Source organism: Tomitella cavernea (assembly GCF_016599145.1).
Taxonomy (GTDB): domain Bacteria; phylum Actinomycetota; class Actinomycetes; order Mycobacteriales; family Mycobacteriaceae; genus Tomitella; species Tomitella cavernae.
The window spans coordinates 1-16,677 of record NZ_JAENKO010000067.1 but is presented as its reverse complement, the minus strand read 5'-3'; the positions used below and the strand labels follow the sequence as shown (position 1 = coordinate 16,677).

At 72.6% G+C, this 16,677-nt stretch carries 12 protein-coding genes and 1 pseudogene; all 13 read left to right on the top strand.

What is annotated here, in order from left to right; all coding sequences use genetic code 11:
* Positions 1 to 382 precede the first annotated feature (382 nt).
* Positions 383 to 2,140 carry a peptidoglycan D,D-transpeptidase FtsI family protein gene (locus JJ683_RS17180; RefSeq protein WP_200175906.1) on the top strand — a complete coding sequence of 586 codons (1,758 nt, stop codon included), beginning with the start codon at positions 383 to 385 and terminating at the stop codon, positions 2,138 to 2,140.
* Positions 2,141 to 2,382: 242 nt separating this feature from the next.
* Positions 2,383 to 4,089 carry a UDP-N-acetylmuramoyl-L-alanyl-D-glutamate--2,6-diaminopimelate ligase gene (locus JJ683_RS17175; protein ID WP_200175905.1) on the top strand — a complete coding sequence of 569 codons (1,707 nt, stop codon included), beginning with the start codon at positions 2,383 to 2,385 and terminating at the stop codon, positions 4,087 to 4,089.
* Positions 4,086 to 5,606: a UDP-N-acetylmuramoyl-tripeptide--D-alanyl-D-alanine ligase gene (locus tag JJ683_RS17170; protein ID WP_200175903.1), complete on the top strand. Its 1,521-nt coding sequence runs from the start codon at positions 4,086 to 4,088 to the stop codon at positions 5,604 to 5,606. Before JJ683_RS17175 ends, JJ683_RS17170 begins: the two co-directional genes overlap by 4 nt.
* On the top strand, positions 5,603 to 6,679 hold the full coding sequence (gene mraY, locus JJ683_RS17165; RefSeq protein ID WP_200175902.1) for a phospho-N-acetylmuramoyl-pentapeptide-transferase: 1,077 nt from the start codon (positions 5,603 to 5,605) through the stop codon (positions 6,677 to 6,679). The genes JJ683_RS17170 and mraY overlap by 4 nt, the downstream gene beginning before the upstream one ends.
* A complete protein-coding gene (gene murD, locus JJ683_RS17160; RefSeq protein WP_307811012.1) occupies positions 6,676 to 8,202 on the top strand; it encodes a UDP-N-acetylmuramoyl-L-alanine--D-glutamate ligase in 1,527 nt (508 codons plus the stop codon). The genes mraY and murD overlap by 4 nt, the downstream gene beginning before the upstream one ends.
* Positions 8,203 to 8,261: 59 nt before the next feature.
* Positions 8,262 to 9,863 carry a putative lipid II flippase FtsW gene (gene ftsW / locus JJ683_RS17155; RefSeq protein WP_200175901.1) on the top strand — a complete coding sequence of 534 codons (1,602 nt, stop codon included), beginning with the start codon at positions 8,262 to 8,264 and terminating at the stop codon, positions 9,861 to 9,863.
* Positions 9,860 to 11,041: an undecaprenyldiphospho-muramoylpentapeptide beta-N-acetylglucosaminyltransferase gene (murG, locus tag JJ683_RS17150; protein ID WP_200175900.1), complete on the top strand. Its 1,182-nt coding sequence runs from the start codon at positions 9,860 to 9,862 to the stop codon at positions 11,039 to 11,041. Before ftsW ends, murG begins: the two co-directional genes overlap by 4 nt.
* Before the next feature lie 98 nt (positions 11,042 to 11,139).
* Positions 11,140 to 12,585 (top strand): UDP-N-acetylmuramate--L-alanine ligase, encoded by a 1,446-nt coding sequence (murC, locus tag JJ683_RS17145; RefSeq protein WP_200175910.1) that lies wholly within the window; start codon positions 11,140 to 11,142, stop codon positions 12,583 to 12,585.
* Positions 12,582 to 13,277: a cell division protein FtsQ/DivIB gene (locus tag JJ683_RS17140; protein WP_307811010.1), complete on the top strand. Its 696-nt coding sequence runs from the start codon at positions 12,582 to 12,584 to the stop codon at positions 13,275 to 13,277. Before murC ends, JJ683_RS17140 begins: the two co-directional genes overlap by 4 nt.
* Positions 13,278 to 13,527: 250 nt before the next feature.
* Positions 13,528 to 14,745: a cell division protein FtsZ gene (gene ftsZ, locus JJ683_RS17135; protein ID WP_200175899.1), complete on the top strand. Its 1,218-nt coding sequence runs from the start codon at positions 13,528 to 13,530 to the stop codon at positions 14,743 to 14,745.
* Positions 14,746 to 14,786: 41 nt separating this feature from the next.
* A complete protein-coding gene (gene pgeF / locus JJ683_RS17130; protein ID WP_200175898.1) occupies positions 14,787 to 15,524 on the top strand; it encodes a peptidoglycan editing factor PgeF in 738 nt (245 codons plus the stop codon).
* The gene (locus tag JJ683_RS17125) at positions 15,521 to 16,285 is read left to right on the top strand and encodes a YggS family pyridoxal phosphate-dependent enzyme (RefSeq protein ID WP_200175907.1); all 765 of its coding nucleotides are present in this window, start codon (positions 15,521 to 15,523) and stop codon (positions 16,283 to 16,285) included. The genes pgeF and JJ683_RS17125 overlap by 4 nt, the downstream gene beginning before the upstream one ends.
* Before the next feature lie 103 nt (positions 16,286 to 16,388).
* Positions 16,389 to 16,677: pseudogene (locus JJ683_RS17120) on the top strand (cell division protein SepF); the annotation flags it as partial.

Sequence of the window (16,677 nt, the reverse complement as noted above, 5' to 3'; positions counted from 1 at the left end):
CGCAAGGCGTGCTGCCGCCCGCGGACGCGGCGCCCATCCCGCCGGCGGACGCGGCTCGCGGGGCCGACGGTCCCGCAGGTGCGCCCGCTGAAGGTGCACACTGAGCGAGTCGATGGCCGCGACGCGCGAACGGCCGGTCCACCGACGCGGACAGGAGAAGAACGACGAGTAGAGCAGGGGGCCGCAGCCAGTGACACCGCCGTCCGGACATCCTCGTGGCTATGGCCGCGGCCGGCAGCAGGGACGTCCGGGACGTCCGGGCCGTCCGCATCCGGCCCGGCCCCGGGCGGGCGGACGCCCGCCCGGCGGCGCACCGCGCCCGAAACGGCCCGGGAACCATAACTGGAGCTTCGGCAACCGCACACGCATCGCCGCGAGCCTGATGACGCTGATGCTGGTGGCGGTGGTGGGCAAGCTGATGTGGGTGCAGGTGGTGCGAGCCCCGGAACTGTCCGCGCAGTCGGCGAGCCAGCGCACCGTGACGACGAAGCTGCCGGCCAGGCGCGGTGACATCGTCGACACCAACGGCAAGCCGCTGGCATATACCGTCGATGCCCGGGCGCTGACCTTCCAGCCCTCGCGGGTGCGCGACGAACTGGCCGAGGCGCACGCGAAAGACCCGGAGGCTCCGACGGCCGAGGAATACATCGACAAGGCGGTCGCGAAGCTCAGCGCCGAATTGGGTGACAAGGTCGACGCGCGCGAGCTGCGGAAGGAGATGACCTCCGACAAGCAGTTCGTCTACCTCGCGCGTCAGGTGGATCCGCGCAAGGCGACGGAGATCACCGCGGAGTTCAGCAAGATCGGCAGCGACCCGGACAACATCCGGGAGTATCCCGGCGGCGCGCTGGCCGCCAACATCATCGGCGCCACCCGGTGGGACGGCAGCGGACTGATCGGGCTGGAATCGTCCATGCAATCCGTGCTGGCGGGGACCGCGGGATCGAAGACCTACGACCGCGGCTCGGGAGGCGACATCATCCCCGGCAGCGTGCGTGACGTGCACCCGGCGCAGAACGGCTCCACAGTCGAGCTCACCATCGACTCCGATCTCCAGTACTTCGTCCAGGACGCGGTGCAGAAGGCCAAGGACGCATCGGGGGCGAAGAACGTCTCTGCCGTGGTCCTCGACGCCGAGACGGCGCAGGTTCTCGCCATGTCGAATGACAACACGTTCGACCCGTCGATCGGGGTGGGCGACCCGGCCAACGACCATGCCGAATTGGGCAACATCTCCGTGACGACCCCGTTCGAGCCCGGATCGGTGAACAAGATCATCACCGCATCCGCAGCGATCGAATACGGGGTCACCACCCCGGAGGAAGTGCTGCAGGTGCCGGGTTCGATCACGATGGACGGGGTCACCGTGGCCGATGCGTGGTCGCACGGTGTGGCGCCCTACACGACCACCGGCATCTTCGGAAAGTCGTCGAACGTCGGCACGCTGATGCTCGCACAGCGCGTCGGACAGGACCGGTTCGCGCAGATGGTCAAGAAGTTCGGTCTCGGCCAGCGCACGGGTGTGGGCCTGCCCGGGGAAAGCGCGGGCTCCGTGCCGCCGGAGGACCAATGGACGGCCGGGACCTTCGCGAACCTGCCGATCGGTCAGGGGCTGTCGATGACCCTGCTGCAGATGGCCGACATGTATCAGACCATCGCCAATGACGGGCTGCGCGTGCCGCCGCGGATCGTGGAGAAGATCGTCGGGCCCGACGGTCAGGTGACAACGCCCGAGGCCCCCGAGCCGGTCCGCGTGGTGAGCCCGGAGACGGCGCGCACGGTGCGCGACATGTTCCGTGCCGTCGTTCAGGACGACGACGGCAACCAGCGCGGCACGGGCGTGCCGGCGGCGGTCGAGGGGTACCAGGTGTCCGGGAAGACGGGCACCGCGCAGCAGATCGACCCGGAGTGCGGGTGCTATTCCAACTCCGACTACTGGATCACCTTCGCGGGGATGGCGCCCACGCAGGACCCGCGTTTCGTCGTGGCGGTGATGATGGACCGGCCGCAGCGCAGCGCCGACGGATCCGGCGGCATGTCCGCGGCACCGTTGTTCCACGACATCGCCTCGTGGTTGCTGCAGCGGGAACAGGTGCCGCTGTCGCCCCCGGCGCCGCGGCTTGTCCTGCAGGCCGGGTGAGCAGGCGCCGTGCACGCAGTGGCGGGTGCGCTGCAGATCACATCCCGGCGACGACCGGTGCGGCGTGGTCGGGGCGGTGTCCCGATGCCGGTAACCTGTGGCGTCGTACGCGTTCGACGGTAGTGCCACTGCCGGTGTGATCGGCCGCTGACAGGGCCAGGGTGCCGGCCGGGCCGGTATGCGTGGACGACGGAAACAGGGGCCGGACGACGGCTGCGGGATGAGAAGGGAGGCCGCCCTCGGTGGCAGAGGAACCAGGTTCAGGGCGGCTTCGTCCTGCGCACCCGCCGCGCACGGCGCTGGCCGACCTGTGCGGAGCGGCGGGTATCGACCCCGCGACGGTGACGCTGACCGGCGGCGGGGCGCCGGGCGACGTGGCGCAGGTGACGGTCACCGGTGTGGGGCTGCGCGGGCAAGAGTCGCTGCCGGGCGACCTCTTCGCCGCACTGCCGGGGGGACGCGTGCACGGGGCGGCGTTCGCGGCGGACGCGGTGTCCTGCGGCGCCGTCGCGGTGCTGACGGACCCTGCGGGGGCCCGGATGATCGAGGAGTCGGGGGTACCCGGCGGGGTGGCGGTGCTGGTGCACGAGCAGCCTCGGTCGGTGCTGGGCGCGGTCTCGTCGACGGTCTACGGAGAACCGTCGCATTCGGTCGCGCTCATCGGCGTGACAGGGACGGCGGGCAAGACGACGACCTCCTACCTGGTGGAGGCCGGGTTGATGGCCGCCGGCCATCGAGTGGGGCTGATCGGCACCGTGGAGACACGGATCGACGGGCGCCGGACGCCGAGCGCGCTCACCACCCCCGAGGCCCCGGACCTGCAGGCGCTGCTGGCGGTGATGGTCGAGCAGGGGGTGGACGCGGTGGTCATGGAGGTGTCCAGCCACGCGTTGGCGCTGGGGCGCGTCGACGGCTGTTCGTTCGCCGTCGCGGGCTTCACCAACCTCTCGCAGGACCACCTCGACTTCCACCGCGACATGGAGGACTACTTCGCCGCCAAGGCACGGCTCTTCGCACCGGGCTCCGGTGTGCGCGCCTCCGCGGTGGTGGTGTGCGTCGACGACGAGTGGGGCCGCAGGATGGCCGCGCTGGCACGGTCCGCGCCGCCGGTGTCCACGACGACGGTGTGCACCGAGCCGGAATCGCGGGGGCACACCGAGACCACCGTGGCGGCAGAGTGGTACGCGGGGGCGTCCACCGTCGACCGGACCGGCATGCAGCACTTCGCGGTACGTGCGCCCGGCGGCCGCGAGCCCGCGGTGTCGCTTCCGCTGCCGGGCCGATTCAACGTGGCCAACGCGCTGGTGGCGTTCGCGATCCTCGACGCGGTGGGCGTAGGCGCGGGCACGGCAGCGGGCGGATTCGCGTCGGTCGCGGTACCCGGCCGGCTCGAGCGGATCGACCGCGGCCAGCCTTTCCTCGCCGTGGTCGACTACGCGCACAAACCCGGCGCGCTGGAGGCGGTGATCGCCACGTTGCGGGCGCAGACGGCCGGCAGGCTGGCCGTGGTGGTGGGGGCGGGCGGTGATCGCGACGCTGGCAAGCGTCCCCGCATGGGCGCGGTCGCTGCCCACGGAGCTGAATTGGTCGTGATCACCGATGACAATCCGCGCAGCGAGGACCCGGCGGCAATCCGTGCCGCGCTGATCGACGGTGCACGGGAGGCCGTCCGCGGGGGCGGCGGTGCGGAGATCCGGGAAGAAGGGGATCGCGCGGCGGCCGTCGATCTGGCCGTGTCCTGGGCGCGGGCGGGGGACACCATCCTGGTCGCCGGCAAGGGCCACGAGACCGGCCAGAATACGGGCGGCGTGATCCACCCCTTCGACGACAGGGAAGTGGTGGCGGCGGCGATCGAGCGGCACAGAGGGCCGGACGCCGATGACGGTGCGGGCGCCGGGGACCCGGCGCGACGGGCGGAGACGATGGCGAAGAACGAGGGCGACGAGTGATTCCGATGACGCTGGCGCAGGTCGCCGACGCCGTGGGCGGGCGGCTGGCCGACGTGCCGGACCCGCATGCGCAGGTGACGGGCGCCGTCGAGTTCGACTCGCGCAAGGTGACGCCGGGCGGGCTGTTCCTCGCTCTCCGCGGCGCACGGTCCGACGGCCACGATCACGCGGCCGCCGCGGTCGATGCGGGGGCCGTCGCGGTGCTCGCGGCGCGCGCCGTGGGGGTCCCGGCCGTCGTCGTGGAGCCCCGCCCGGATCTCGTCGTCGCCGGTGCGGCGACTTTCGACAACGACGTGGACGGCTCTGCCGCGGCGGTCCTCGACGCTCTGGCGCGGCTCGCGCACCGGAGCGTGACGGAGCTCGCCGGGGCGGGGATGGACGTCATCGGCGTCACCGGTTCGTCGGGCAAGACCTCGACCAAGGACCTCATCGCGGCGGTACTCCGGCCACTCGGCCCGGTCGTGGCCCCGCCCGGTTCGTTCAACAACGAGCTCGGCCACCCGTGGACAGCGCTGCAGGCGGACGGGTCCACCCGGTCGCTGGTGCTCGAGCTGTCCGCCCGCGGCGTGGGGCACATACGTAGGCTCGCGGGCATCGCCCCGCCCCGGATCGGGGTGGTGCTCAACGTCGGCACCGCCCACCTGGGCGAGTTCGGCTCCCGGGACGCCATCGCGCAGGCCAAGGGAGAACTGGTGGAGTCGCTGCCGTCGGCGGCGGAGGGGGGAGTGGCCGTGCTCAACGCGGACGACACCCGCGTCGCCGCGATGGCCGCGCGCACGGCGGCGAGGGTGGTGACGGTGGGGCGGTCGGCATCCGCCGACATCCGCGCCGCAGACGTCATGCTCGACGGCGAGGCGCGGGCCGCGTTCACCCTCGAATACGCGGCCGGATCCGCCCCCGTGTCCCTGGCGGTGCACGGCGAACACCAGGTCGGCAACGCCCTGGCGGCGGCGGCCGTCGGCCTCGAATGCGGCGTGGACGTCGCGCAGGTGGCTGCGACGCTGAGCGGTGCGCACGCGTCGTCGGCCCGGCGGATGGACGTGCGCACGCGTCCCGACGCGGTCACCGTCATCAACGATTCCTACAACGCCAATCCGGACTCCGTGCGCGCCGCGCTGCGCGCCCTCGCCGCGATGTCGCGCACCGCGCCCGCGCACGGGGTGCCGATGCCGCCGCGGGGCAAGCGGCGCACCTGGGCTGTGCTCGGGGAGATGGCGGAGCTCGGCGAGGACGCGATCATCGAACACGATGCGATCGGGCGCGCAGCGGTGCGTTTCGACGTGTCGAAGATCGTGGCGGTCGGCGCGGCCCGCACCATGGAGGCCCTGCACAAGGGGGCCGTCATGGAAGGGTCGTGGGGTGATGAGGCGATGCTGGTCCCGGACGCCGACGCCGCGCTGGCGCTGATTCGCGCCGAGGTGGAGCCGGGCGACATCGTGCTGGTGAAGGCGTCCCAGGCTGTGGGGCTGTGGGCGGTGGCGGAGTCGCTGCTGGCGCAGGAGGGGGAGCACGCGTGAGACTGATCCTCATCTCCGGCGGCGTTGCGCTGCTGGTAGCCATCCTGCTGACCCCGCTGCTGATCAAGGTCTTCTCGCGCCAGGGCTTCGGCCAGGAGATCCGCGTGGAGGGGCCGGAGAGCCACAAAGCCAAGCGGGGGACGCCCACGATGGGCGGCGTCGCGATCATCGTGGGCATGTGGGCCGGCTACTGGTGTGCGCATCTGGTCGGCATCGGCCTGGAGGCCGAGGGGCCGTCCGCGTCGGGTCTGCTGGTACTGGGACTGGCGACGGTGCTGGGCCTCGTCGGCTTCCTCGACGACTTCCTCAAGGTGCGCAAGCAGCGCAACCTGGGGCTGAACAAGACGGCGAAGACGGTGGGCCAGCTCATCGCCGCCGTCATCTTCGCCGTGCTCGTCCTGCGCTGGGTGTACACCGAGGGGGACGCGGCGCTGTCGTACGTCCGTGACATCGACACGGTGACGATGAACGGCGTCGTGTTCGTCATTTTCTGCCTCGTGCTGGTCAGCGCCTGGTCCAACGCGGTCAACTTCACCGACGGGCTCGACGGGCTGGCGGCCGGCGCCATGTCGATGGTGCTGGGCGCCTACGTGATCATCACCTTCTGGCAGTACCGCAACGCGTGCTCGCGGATCGACGCCGAGGCCGCGGTGGGCTGCTACCACGTGGACCAGCCGCTGGACCTGGCGCTGATCGCGGCGGCCGCGGGCGCCGCCTGCCTGGGGTTCCTGTGGTGGAACGCCGCGCCGGCCAAGATCTTCATGGGCGACACCGGCTCGCTGGCGCTGGGCGGGCTCATCGCCGGGCTGTCGGTGACCACCAAGACCGAGCTGCTCGCGGTCGTGCTGGGCGCGCTCTTCGTCGCGGAGGCCGCGTCGGTGGTCATCCAGATCGCGGTGTTCCGCACCAGCGGGCGCCGCGTGTTCCGGATGGCGCCCTTCCATCACCACTTCGAAATGGGCGGCTGGCCGGAGACGACGGTGATCATCCGGTTCTGGCTGCTCGCGGGCATAGCGAGCGCGGTGGGTCTGGCGCTGTTCTACGGCGAATACCTCACGGCGGTCGGCTCGTGACCGCGCCCGTCCACCACGCCGGGGGTCCGTCGGACCCGCGCGAGCTGGCGGGCCGCACCGTCTTGGTGGCGGGTGCCGGCATCTCCGGCCGGTCCGCCGCGCGGGCGCTGACCGCTCTCGGGGCGTCCGTGACCCTGGTGGACGACGGCGCCCCCGGCCCCGGGGGCGCCGGAAAATCGCAGTGCGGACGCGTGCTCGGCACCGCCGACGCCGCCGCCGGGGTGGCCGGCCACGCGCTCGTGGTGACCAGCCCGGGGTGGCGGCCGGCCAACGCGCTGGCCGCCGCGGCGGTGCGCGCGGGCGTGCCGTTGTGGGGCGACGTGGAGCTGGCCTGGCGGCTGGACCGGGCGCAGGTCTACGGGCCGGCTCGCCGGTGGCTCGCGGTCACCGGGACCAACGGCAAGACCACCACCACCTCGATGCTGCATTCGATCCTGCAGGCGGCGGGTGTGGCCTCCGTGGCCTGCGGGAACATCGGCCTGCCGATCCTGGACGCACTGGCGGCGGAGCGGCGCGCGGACGTGCTCGCCGTCGAGCTGTCGTCATTTCAGCTGCACTGGGCGCCGTCGGTGGTGCCGGATGCCGCGGTGGTCCTCAACATCGCAGAGGACCACCTGGACTGGCACGGGGGAATGGACGCGTACACGCGCGCCAAGGCGCAGGTGCTGTGCGGGCGGGTCGCCGTGGTGGGGCTCGACGACCCGATCGCATCCGGGTTGCGCGGCATCTCCACTGCGGGACGGACGGTCGGTTTCCGGCTCGGTGAGCCGGCCCCCGGCGAGCTGGGCGTGCGTGGTGGGATGCTCGTCGACCGCGCGTTCGGCGCGCGCCGGGGCGATCGTGCAGCGCAGGAGGATGCGGCTGCGCACGGGGAAGCGGTCGCGCTCGTCGCGGCCGACCGCATCGAGCCCGGCGGCTCTGCGGGAGTGCTCGACGCGCTGGCTGCGGCGGCCCTGGCCCGGGCGGCGGGCACCGGTGCCGACGCGGTCGCCGCCGGGCTCGCGGCGCACTCCGCCGGCCCCCACCGCTCCGCCCACGTGGCCACCGTCGCCGGGGTCGATTACGTGGACGATTCGAAGGCCACCAATCCGCATGCCGCACTGGCCTCCATCGCCGGGCGCCGCCGCGTGGTGTGGATTGCGGGGGGACTGCTCAAGGGCGCGTCGGTGGAAGATCTGGTCGCCGCCGTGGCGCCGCGGCTCGCCGGTGTCGTCCTCATCGGCCGCGACCGGGCAGTGATCGCGGACGCCCTTGTGCGACACGCGCCCGACGTCCCCGTCACCGAGGTCGCCGCGGGCGAAGATGGCGAGGTGACCGGCTCGAGCAGCACATCCCGCACGGATGCGGATGCGAGGGAGGGCGGCGTGATGGACACAGTGGTCTCCGTCGCCGCGGAATACGCGCGCGCGGGGGATACGGTCCTTCTCGCGCCCGCCGCAGCCTCGATGGACATGTTCCGTGACTACGCCGAGCGCGGCGACCTCTTCGCCGCCGCCGTAGCCCGGCTGCAGCCGGGCGGGTGAGCGGCCCCGTGGGATCAGGAAGGTCCGGACAGGCTGCACGACGGGGACCGGAAGGCCGCATGGCGGGGGCCGACGGCAAGCCCGCTTCGGGCGGGTCGGCCGCCGGGGGGCGCAGCGGGATCGCGGTGTGGCTGAGCGGGCCGCTGATGTCGTTCCATCTCGTCGTCACCGTGACGGCGCTGCTGACCCTGTCGGGCCTGGCGATGGTGCTTTCCGCGTCCAGCGTGGCCTCGTACACCGAGGACGGCTCGGCGTACAGCATGTTCAACAGTCAGCTGATGTACTCGATCATCGGTGCCATGCTGTTCTACCTGGCGATGCGCGTTCCGGTGTCGTGGGTGCGCCGGCTCGCCACGCCGGGTATCGGCGTCGCGCTGCTGCTGCTCGTCCTGGTCCTCGTGCCGGGCATCGGCGTCGAGGTGCAGGGTGCCCGGCGCTGGATCGACCTGGGGCCGTTTTCCCTGCAGCCTTCCGAGGTGATGAAGCTCGTCCTGGTGATCTGGGGCGCACACATCCTCACCCGCGGCAAGACGATGCCGGGCCTGTTGGGCGATCCCCGGCTGCGGCTCGGCTTCGTGTCGGTGTTCACGTTCGCACTGGTCATGCTCCAGCCGAACCTGTCGACGACGATCGCCCTCGCGATCATCGTCGGCGCCCTGCTGTGGTTCTCCGGACTGTCGGTCAAGTCGTTCGCGGTCCTGGCGGCGATCTGCGGCGCTTTGGCGCTGGTCCTGGGGCTCTCTGCCGGGTACCGCGCCGAGCGCATCCAGACGTTCCTCAACCCCGGCTCGGACCCACAGCACGGCGGCTACCAGGCGCTGCAGGCGAAGTTCTCCCTGGCGGACGGGGGGTTGTTCGGCAGGGGACCGGGCCAGAGCCGCTCCAAGTGGAACTACCTGCCCAATTCGCACAACGACTTCATCTTCGCGATCATCGGCGAGGAACTGGGCCTGGTCGGCTGCCTCGTCGTCATCGCCCTGTTCGTACTGTTCGCGTACGCCGGATTGCGCATCATGCTCCGCTCGGCCGACCCGTTCCTGCGGCTGCTCGTCGCGGGGATCACCGTGTGGACCATCGCGCAGGCGTTCATCAACATCGGTTACGTGGTGGGCCTGCTGCCGGTGACCGGCCTGCAGCTGCCGCTCATCTCGGCAGGAGGCTCGTCGACGACGATCACGCTCGCGGCGTTCGGGCTCATGGCCAACGCGGCCAGACACGAACCCGAGGCGGTCGCGGCGCTGCGCTCGGGCCGGGAGTCGCGGCTGCCGACGCTGCTGCGGCTGCCGCTGCCGGAGCCCTACCGGCCGGAGCGCGGCGGGCTCGTCCGGGCCGCGACACGCGGCGAGCGGGCCCAACGCGCCCAGCAGCACTTGCGCCGCCGGCGCGCGGAGGACGCGGCACGTACCGGCGGGCCGCGGTCGGGCCAAGCGCGGGGGTCCCAACCTTCCCGGGAGGCACGGGCCAGTCAGCCCCGCGGCGCCCATGGGCGTCCCGTCGGCGGAACGCCGTATCGTCGGAGTGGAGCGGCGCCTGGCGGATCGGCGGCGGCAGGGCGCGGCGGCGCCGGCCGGACCGGCACGGGTGCACGTAGGCCGCAAGGCGGGCCATCGCAGTTCCAGCGCGGCGGCCCGGAGAGCAGGAAGCGAGGAGGCCGGTGGTGACCGGATCGGATTCCACATTGTCCGTCGTGGTGGCGGGCGGAGGGACGGCCGGCCACGTCGAGCCCGCGCTCGCCGTGGCGGACGCGGTGTCCGAACTGGCCCCGGGCACGCGGGTCACGGTTCTCGGCACTGAGCGCGGCCTGGAGACCACGCTGGTGCCGGAGCGCGGCTACCCTCTGGAACTCATCCCGCCGGTCCCGCTGCCGCGCAAGCCCAGCGCCGATCTGGCGCGCCTGCCCGGCCGGTTGCGGCAGTCGGTGCGCAGGGCACGCGCGATTCTCGACGCGTGTCAGGCCGACGTGGTCGTGGGCTTCGGCGGGTACGTCGCGTTGCCCGCCTACCTGGCGGCGCGGCCCGGCTTGGTCGGCGGACGTACGCGCACCCCGGTCATCGTGCACGAGGCGAACGCGAGCGCGGGACTGGCCAACAAGGTGGGTGCGCGCGGGGCCGATCGCGTGCTCGCGGCGGTCCCCGGCTCGGGCCTGCCCCGCGCCGAGGTGGTGGGGATCCCGCTGCGCCGGGCCATCACCGACCTCGACCGAAGCGCGCTGCGCGCGCAGGCGCGCGCCAGCTTCGGGCTGGACCCGGACGCGCCCACCGTGCTGGTCTTCGGCGGTTCGCAAGGGGCGCACTCGCTCAACACGGCCGTCACGGAGGCGGCGCGCGACCTGTCGGCGGCGGGAATCGGCGTGCTGCACGCGCACGGGCCCAAGAACTCCGTCAGCGTGGACCGCGCCGAGGGCGGCCCGGACTACGTGGCGGTGCCGTACATCACGCGGATGGACCTGGCCTATGCCGCGGCGGACGCGGTGATCTGCCGGGCCGGCGCGATGACCGTGGCCGAGGTGTCCGCGGTGGGGTTGCCCGCCCTGTATGTGCCGCTGCCGCATGGCAACGGCGAACAGGAACTCAACGCACTGCCTGTGGTCGAGGCGGGCGGCGGCATGCTGCTGCGGGACGCGGAACTGTCGGCGCAGGCGGTGCTCGACCGCCTGGTGCCGCTGCTGCGTGACGACAGTCGGCTCGCCGCCATGTCGGCCGCGGCCGGCGACGCCGGGCATCGCGACAGCGCGGGGCGCATCGCCCGGATCGTCGTGGACACGGCGCGCGGCGGGGCCGGGACGGACCCGCACGCCGCGCGCGACGGTGAGGACTCCGTGAGGGGGCAAGGCCGGTGAGCGGAAGCGCGGGGCCGGTGCACGGCGGTACGGACCCTCTCGTTACGGACGAGGCGGCGGAGCGCGCGGCGCTTCCCCCGCACCTCGAACGCGTGCACATGATCGGTATCGGCGGGGCAGGGATGTCCGGGATCGCACGGATACTCCTCGCCCGTGGCGGGCAGGTGTCGGGGACCGACGCCAAGGAGTCGCGCGGCGTGCTGGCGCTGCGCGCCGGCGGCGCGCAGGTCCGGATCGGGCATGCGGCCGAGGCGCTGGACCTGCTTCCGGGCGGGCCCACCTCGGTCGTCTCCACGCTGAGCGCGATCCCGCGGGACAACCCGGAGCTCGTGGCGGCGGCGGCGCGGGGCGTCGACGTCCTGCTGCGGCCGGCGGTCCTGGCGGCGTTGATGCGCGGCTACCGTTCGCTGCTGGTGACCGGGACCCACGGGAAGACCTCGACCACGTCCATGGTCGTCGTCGCGCTGCAGCACTGCCGGATGGACCCGTCGTTCGTCGTGGGCGGGGAGCTCAACGAATCCGGCACCAACGCCCACCACGGCACGGGCGAGGTGTTCGTGGCGGAGGCCGACGAGAGCGACGGGTCGCTGCTGCAGTACCGGCCGCACATCGTGGTCGTCACGAACGTCGACGTGGACCATCTCGACCACTATGGTTCGCTTGAGGCCTACCGGCAGGTGTTCGACGACTTCGTCGAGGGCATGGAGCCTGGCGGCGTGTTGGTGGCCTGCCTCGACGACCCGGGCGCGGCGGCCCTCGCCGAGCGTTCGCAGTCCAAGGGAGTCCGCGTGCTCGGCTACAGCTCGGAGTTCGCGCACACCGCCTACACGGGTCCCGTGCCGGTGGCGGCCCACCTGGCCCGGTGGTCGGCGACGGGGGCCGGCGGCGTCGGCGAGCTGCGGATCGCGGGCGAGTCCCATCCGCGGCCGATGACGTTGTCCGTGGCCGGCCGCCACATGGCGGTCAATGCGGTGGGCGCGCTTCTGGCCACGAGGGAGGCCGGGGCGACGCTGGACCGGGCCCTCGACGGCCTGGCCGGGTTCGGCGGCGTCCACCGCCGCTTCCAGCTGCGGGGAGAGGTCGCGGGCGTGCGGGTGGTCGACGACTACGCCCACCACCCGACGGAGGTCGAGGCCGTGCTCCGGGCGGCGCGCGACATGGTCGGTCCGCGCGGATCCGGTGCGGTCGGCCGCGTGATCGTGGCCTTCCAACCGCATCTTTACTCGCGAACGGCGGCGTTCGCCGCGGAGTTCGCGGCCGCGCTCAGCCTGGCGGACATCGCCGTGGTCCTCGACGTTTACGGCGCGCGGGAGCGGCCGGTGGCAGGTGTGAGCGGACTGCTCATCGCCGAGAAGATCACCACCACCGCGTACTTCCAGCCCGACCTGTCCGCGGCGCCGGCCCAGATCGCGGAGTTGGCGCGCGCGGGCGACCTGGTGATCACCATGGGCGCCGGCGACATCACGATGTCGGGCCCCGAGATCCTGACCGCCCTGGGGGCCACGGCGCGTGACGATTCCGCCGGGAGCCGGGGGCGCCCGTGAGGCGTCTGCTGCGACGCCCGGTCCTGCCGCAGCGCCGCCGCAACCGGGTGCTGCTGGCCGCGGCCGCCGCGGTGGTCGCGGCGCTCGCGGCTGTCGGCGTGCTGTGGTTCACTCCGGCGATGTCGGTGCGGACGGTCGAGGTGACGGGCCTGGACCGGCTGACCGAGCCCGAGGTCGTCTCGGCGCTCGCGGTGCCGGCCGGGACCCCGCTGATGCAGGTGGACACCTCCGCCGCCGCGCACCGGGTGGCCGGGATCGCGCGTGTCGCCCAAGTGAGCGTGCACCGGGAGTTCCCGTCCACGATCCGGGTCGATGTGACGGAACGGGTGCCCGTGGCGTTCCGTGACACCGGCGACGGCCCGCACCTGCTGGACCGCCTCGGCGTCGACTTCGCGGCGGAACCGCCGCCGCCGGGGCTGCCGCAGATCACCATGGCGGACCCCGGGGACGCCGAGCTCCTCCGTTCGGTGCTGCAGACGGTCGGTGGGCTGCCGCCGGAGCTGCGCGGGCAGATCACGTCGATCGACGTCGGTTCGCCGTCGGACATCGCGTTCGGGCTCGCCGACGGCCGCACGCTGGTATGGGGGAGCGTGGAGCGCAGTGGGCTCAAGGCGCCGGTGGCGCTCGCGGTGCTGCAGCAGCCGGGCCAGACGGTCGACGTGTCGAGTCCCAATCTGCCCACCACCAAGTGAGCGTCGGGCCGGGCACGGTGGCGGCATGGGACGCAAACTCCGTCGTGTTCGGCGCGCCTCCTGGCAACAGCGCGCGGTGATGCATAGCGTCTGCGCATAGTTCGGTACTTGACATAACTCTAACCCTCTGGTTGAGGTTAAGGGTTTTCGGATCGGATTTGCGCCTCGCCGCGACGCGGCAGCCGCAGTCGCAGCACCGGACGCTTCGGGAAGACAGACGTAGATCGAGCAACATGGAAGGCGAGAGCACATGACGCCCCCGCACAATTACCTCGCCGTCATCAAGGTCGTCGGAATCGGCGGCGGTGGGGTCAACGCCGTCAACCGGATGATCGAGCAGGGACTGAAGGGGGTGGAGTTCATTGCCATCAACACCGATGCGCAGGCCCTGCTCATGAGTGATGCCGACGTCAAGCTCGACGTCGGCCGTGACTCCACACGCGGACTCGGCGCCGGTGCCGACCCCGAGGTGGGGCGCAGGGCCGCAGAGGATGCCAAAGACGAGATCGAGGAGCTCCTCAAGGGGGCCGACATGGTCTTCGTCACCGCCGGCGAGGGCGGCGGCACCGGCACCGGCGGAGCCCCGGTGGTGGCGAGCATCGCGCGCAAGCTCGGCGCTCTCACCATCGGCGTCGTCACCCGCCCGTTCTCGTTCGAGGGGAAGCGCCGGGGCGGCCAGGCCGAGGCCGGCATCACGACGCTCCGCGAGTCCTGCGACACGCTCATCGTCATCCCCAACGACCGCCTGCTGCAGCTCGGCGACGCGGCGGTCAGCCTCATGGACGCCTTCCGCTCGGCCGATGAAGTCCTCCTCAACGGCGTTCAGGGCATCACCGATCTCATCACCACGCCGGGACTGATCAACGTCGACTTCGCCGACGTGAAGTCGGTGATGTCCGGCGCGGGCAGCGCGCTGATGGGAATCGGCTCCTCGCGGGGGGAGGGGCGCTCGCTCAAGGCAGCGGAGTCCGCTATCAACTCGCCGCTGCTCGAGGCGTCGATGGACGGGGCGCACGGCGTGCTCATTTCCATCGCCGGCGGTAGCGACCTGGGGCTGTTCGAGATCAACGAGGCCGCCTCGCTGGTCCAGGAGTCGGCGCACATCGAGGCCAACATCATCTTCGGCACGGTGATCGACGATTCGCTGGGCGACGAGGTCCGGGTGACGGTCATCGCCGCGGGATTCGACGGCGGCGCCCCCCAGAACAAGCAGATCGACGCCGGGGTCGAATCACGCGGCCGCTCGACGATCGACGCGGGCCGCGCCGGCCAGGTCGGGCAGTCTCGTGCCGGGGCCACCGGCGACGCGTCCGACCGGCCGCAACCGGTGACCTTCCCCGCTCCCGCGTCCTCCGGGGCGGCCCCGGAATCCGCGCAGCGAGGCGGTGGGGTGCGCGGCGGTGCCGAGCATGAAGTGATCGACGACCTCGACGACGACGTCGACGTCCCGCCGTTCATGCGGAGGTGAGGGCGGTTACCGGAGCGGCACACGCAGGCCCGCCGGCGCGCATGGTGTTCACCACGCGCGCCGGCGGAGTCTCGGACGCGCCCTACGACTCGTTCAATCTCGGCGACCATGTGGGTGACGATCCCGGCGCGGTCGCCGCCAACCGCGCGCGGCTGGCGGGCGCGCTGGGAATCGCCCCGCCACGGCTGGTGTGGATGGAACAAGTGCACTCGCGCAACGTCACCGTCGTGGACGGGCCTGTGGGCGGGGCGGTGGAAGTGACGGACGCGCTCGTCACGTCCGAGCCGGACCTCGCGCTGGTGGTGCTCACGGCCGACTGCGTGCCCGTCCTGCTCGCGGACGATGAGGCGGGCGTGATCGCGGCGGTGCACGCGGGCCGGATCGGCGCGCGCATCGGCATCGTCCCGCGCGCGATCGAGGCCATGGCCGGATTGGGGGCGCGGCCGGAGCGGATCGGCGCTCTGCTGGGGCCGGCGGCGTGCGGCGGCTGTTACGAGGTGCCGCCGCACATGCAGGCCGACGTGGAGGAGCATCTGCCCGGCAGCGCCTGCCGTACGCGCAAGGCGACGACGGGGCTGGACATCCGCGCCGGTATCGCGCGGCAACTGGGCGCGGCGGGCGTGGAATCGGTCGTGGTGGACCCGCGCTGCACCATTGAGGACGCGACGCTGTTCAGCCATCGGCGGGGCGCGCCCACCGGGCGTCTCGCCGGGGTCGTGTGGCGGCCGTCGACCGGTGGTGCTTCGGCTGGTGGTTCGACGACGGGCGGACGGTCGTGACGGGGCGGGCGGGATCCGGCGGCCGCACGGCGGAATTGGCTGGCGGCCTCGCCGCCACCCGCGAGCGCATCGCGCGGGCGTGCGCCGCCGGCGGCCGCGCCCCGGGTTCGGTGACGCTGATCGCGGTGACGAAGTACTTCCCGGCGTCGGACGCGGCGGCCCTCACCCGGCTCGGCGCGGCGGACCTCGGCGAATCGCGGGAACAGGAGGCCGGACCGAAGGCGGGGGACTGCGCCCGGCTTCTGTCCGCCGCCGGCGCCGGTCCGGAGGCACCGCCGCGCTGGCACATGGTGGGCAGCCTGCAGCGGAACAAGGCGCGGGCAGTGGCCCGCTGGGCGCACGCCGTCCACTCCGTCGATTCGGTCCGGCTCGCGCACGCCCTCGCACGCGCGGCGGCGTCGGCGCTGGACGCCGGTGAGCGGACCGTGCCGCTGGAGATTTACCTGCAGGTGAGCCTCGACGGCGACCCGGCCCGCGGCGGCGTTCCCGTCGCCGGACTCGACGAACTCGCGGATCAGGTGGAGGCGGCGGAATCCGTGCGGCTCGCCGGGCTCATGGCGGTGGCGCCGCGGGAGGAAGGACCGGACGCCGCCTTCGCTCGTCTGGCCGGCGTCCGCGCGTCGTTCCTCCAGCGTCATCCGCAGGCCGGGGGGCTGTCCGCCGGAATGTCGGGCGACCTCGAATCGGCCATTGCATACGGATCGACCTGTGTGCGTGTCGGTACCGCGATCATGGGCGCACGGCCGATAGTGTCGCCATGAACGGCGGGACTCACGGTCCTCCCGGCAGACCGCAGCACAATCCGTCCGCAGAGCACAGTTCACAGCCCAGCCACGATCCGCCGCAGCAAGGAAGGTCTATTCGATGAGCAGCCTGCAAAAGTTCAAGGCGTACTTCGGGATGGTGCCGCTCGAGGACTTCGATGACGACTACCTCGACGAACCCGCCGGGCCGCGGCGCGGGCTGGACGACGGCTACGACGAGTACGACCGGGAGTACGACGGCGTGCGTGGCGACTACCCCGCCGGGCCCCGCGGCTACGACGACGACCGCTACGCGCCGGGACGCGGGCGGCTCGAGTCGGTCCAGCCGCGCGGCGGCAGCCGGCCGGCGCCGATGGCGGGGACCCGCGGCGCGCTGGCGATGGATGCGC

Coding starts and splice junctions, on each gene's coding strand:
- JJ683_RS17180 (WP_200175906.1), top strand. CDS start 383: ATGACGCTGATGCTGGTGGCGGTGGTGGGCAAGCTGATGTGGGTGCAG.
- ftsW (WP_200175901.1), top strand. CDS start 8,262: ATGGCGGGGGCCGACGGCAAGCCCGCTTCGGGCGGGTCGGCCGCCGGG.
- murC (WP_200175910.1), top strand. CDS start 11,140: ATGATCGGTATCGGCGGGGCAGGGATGTCCGGGATCGCACGGATACTC.
- ftsZ (WP_200175899.1), top strand. CDS start 13,528: ATGACGCCCCCGCACAATTACCTCGCCGTCATCAAGGTCGTCGGAATC.
- pgeF (WP_200175898.1), top strand. CDS start 14,787: ATGGTGTTCACCACGCGCGCCGGCGGAGTCTCGGACGCGCCCTACGAC.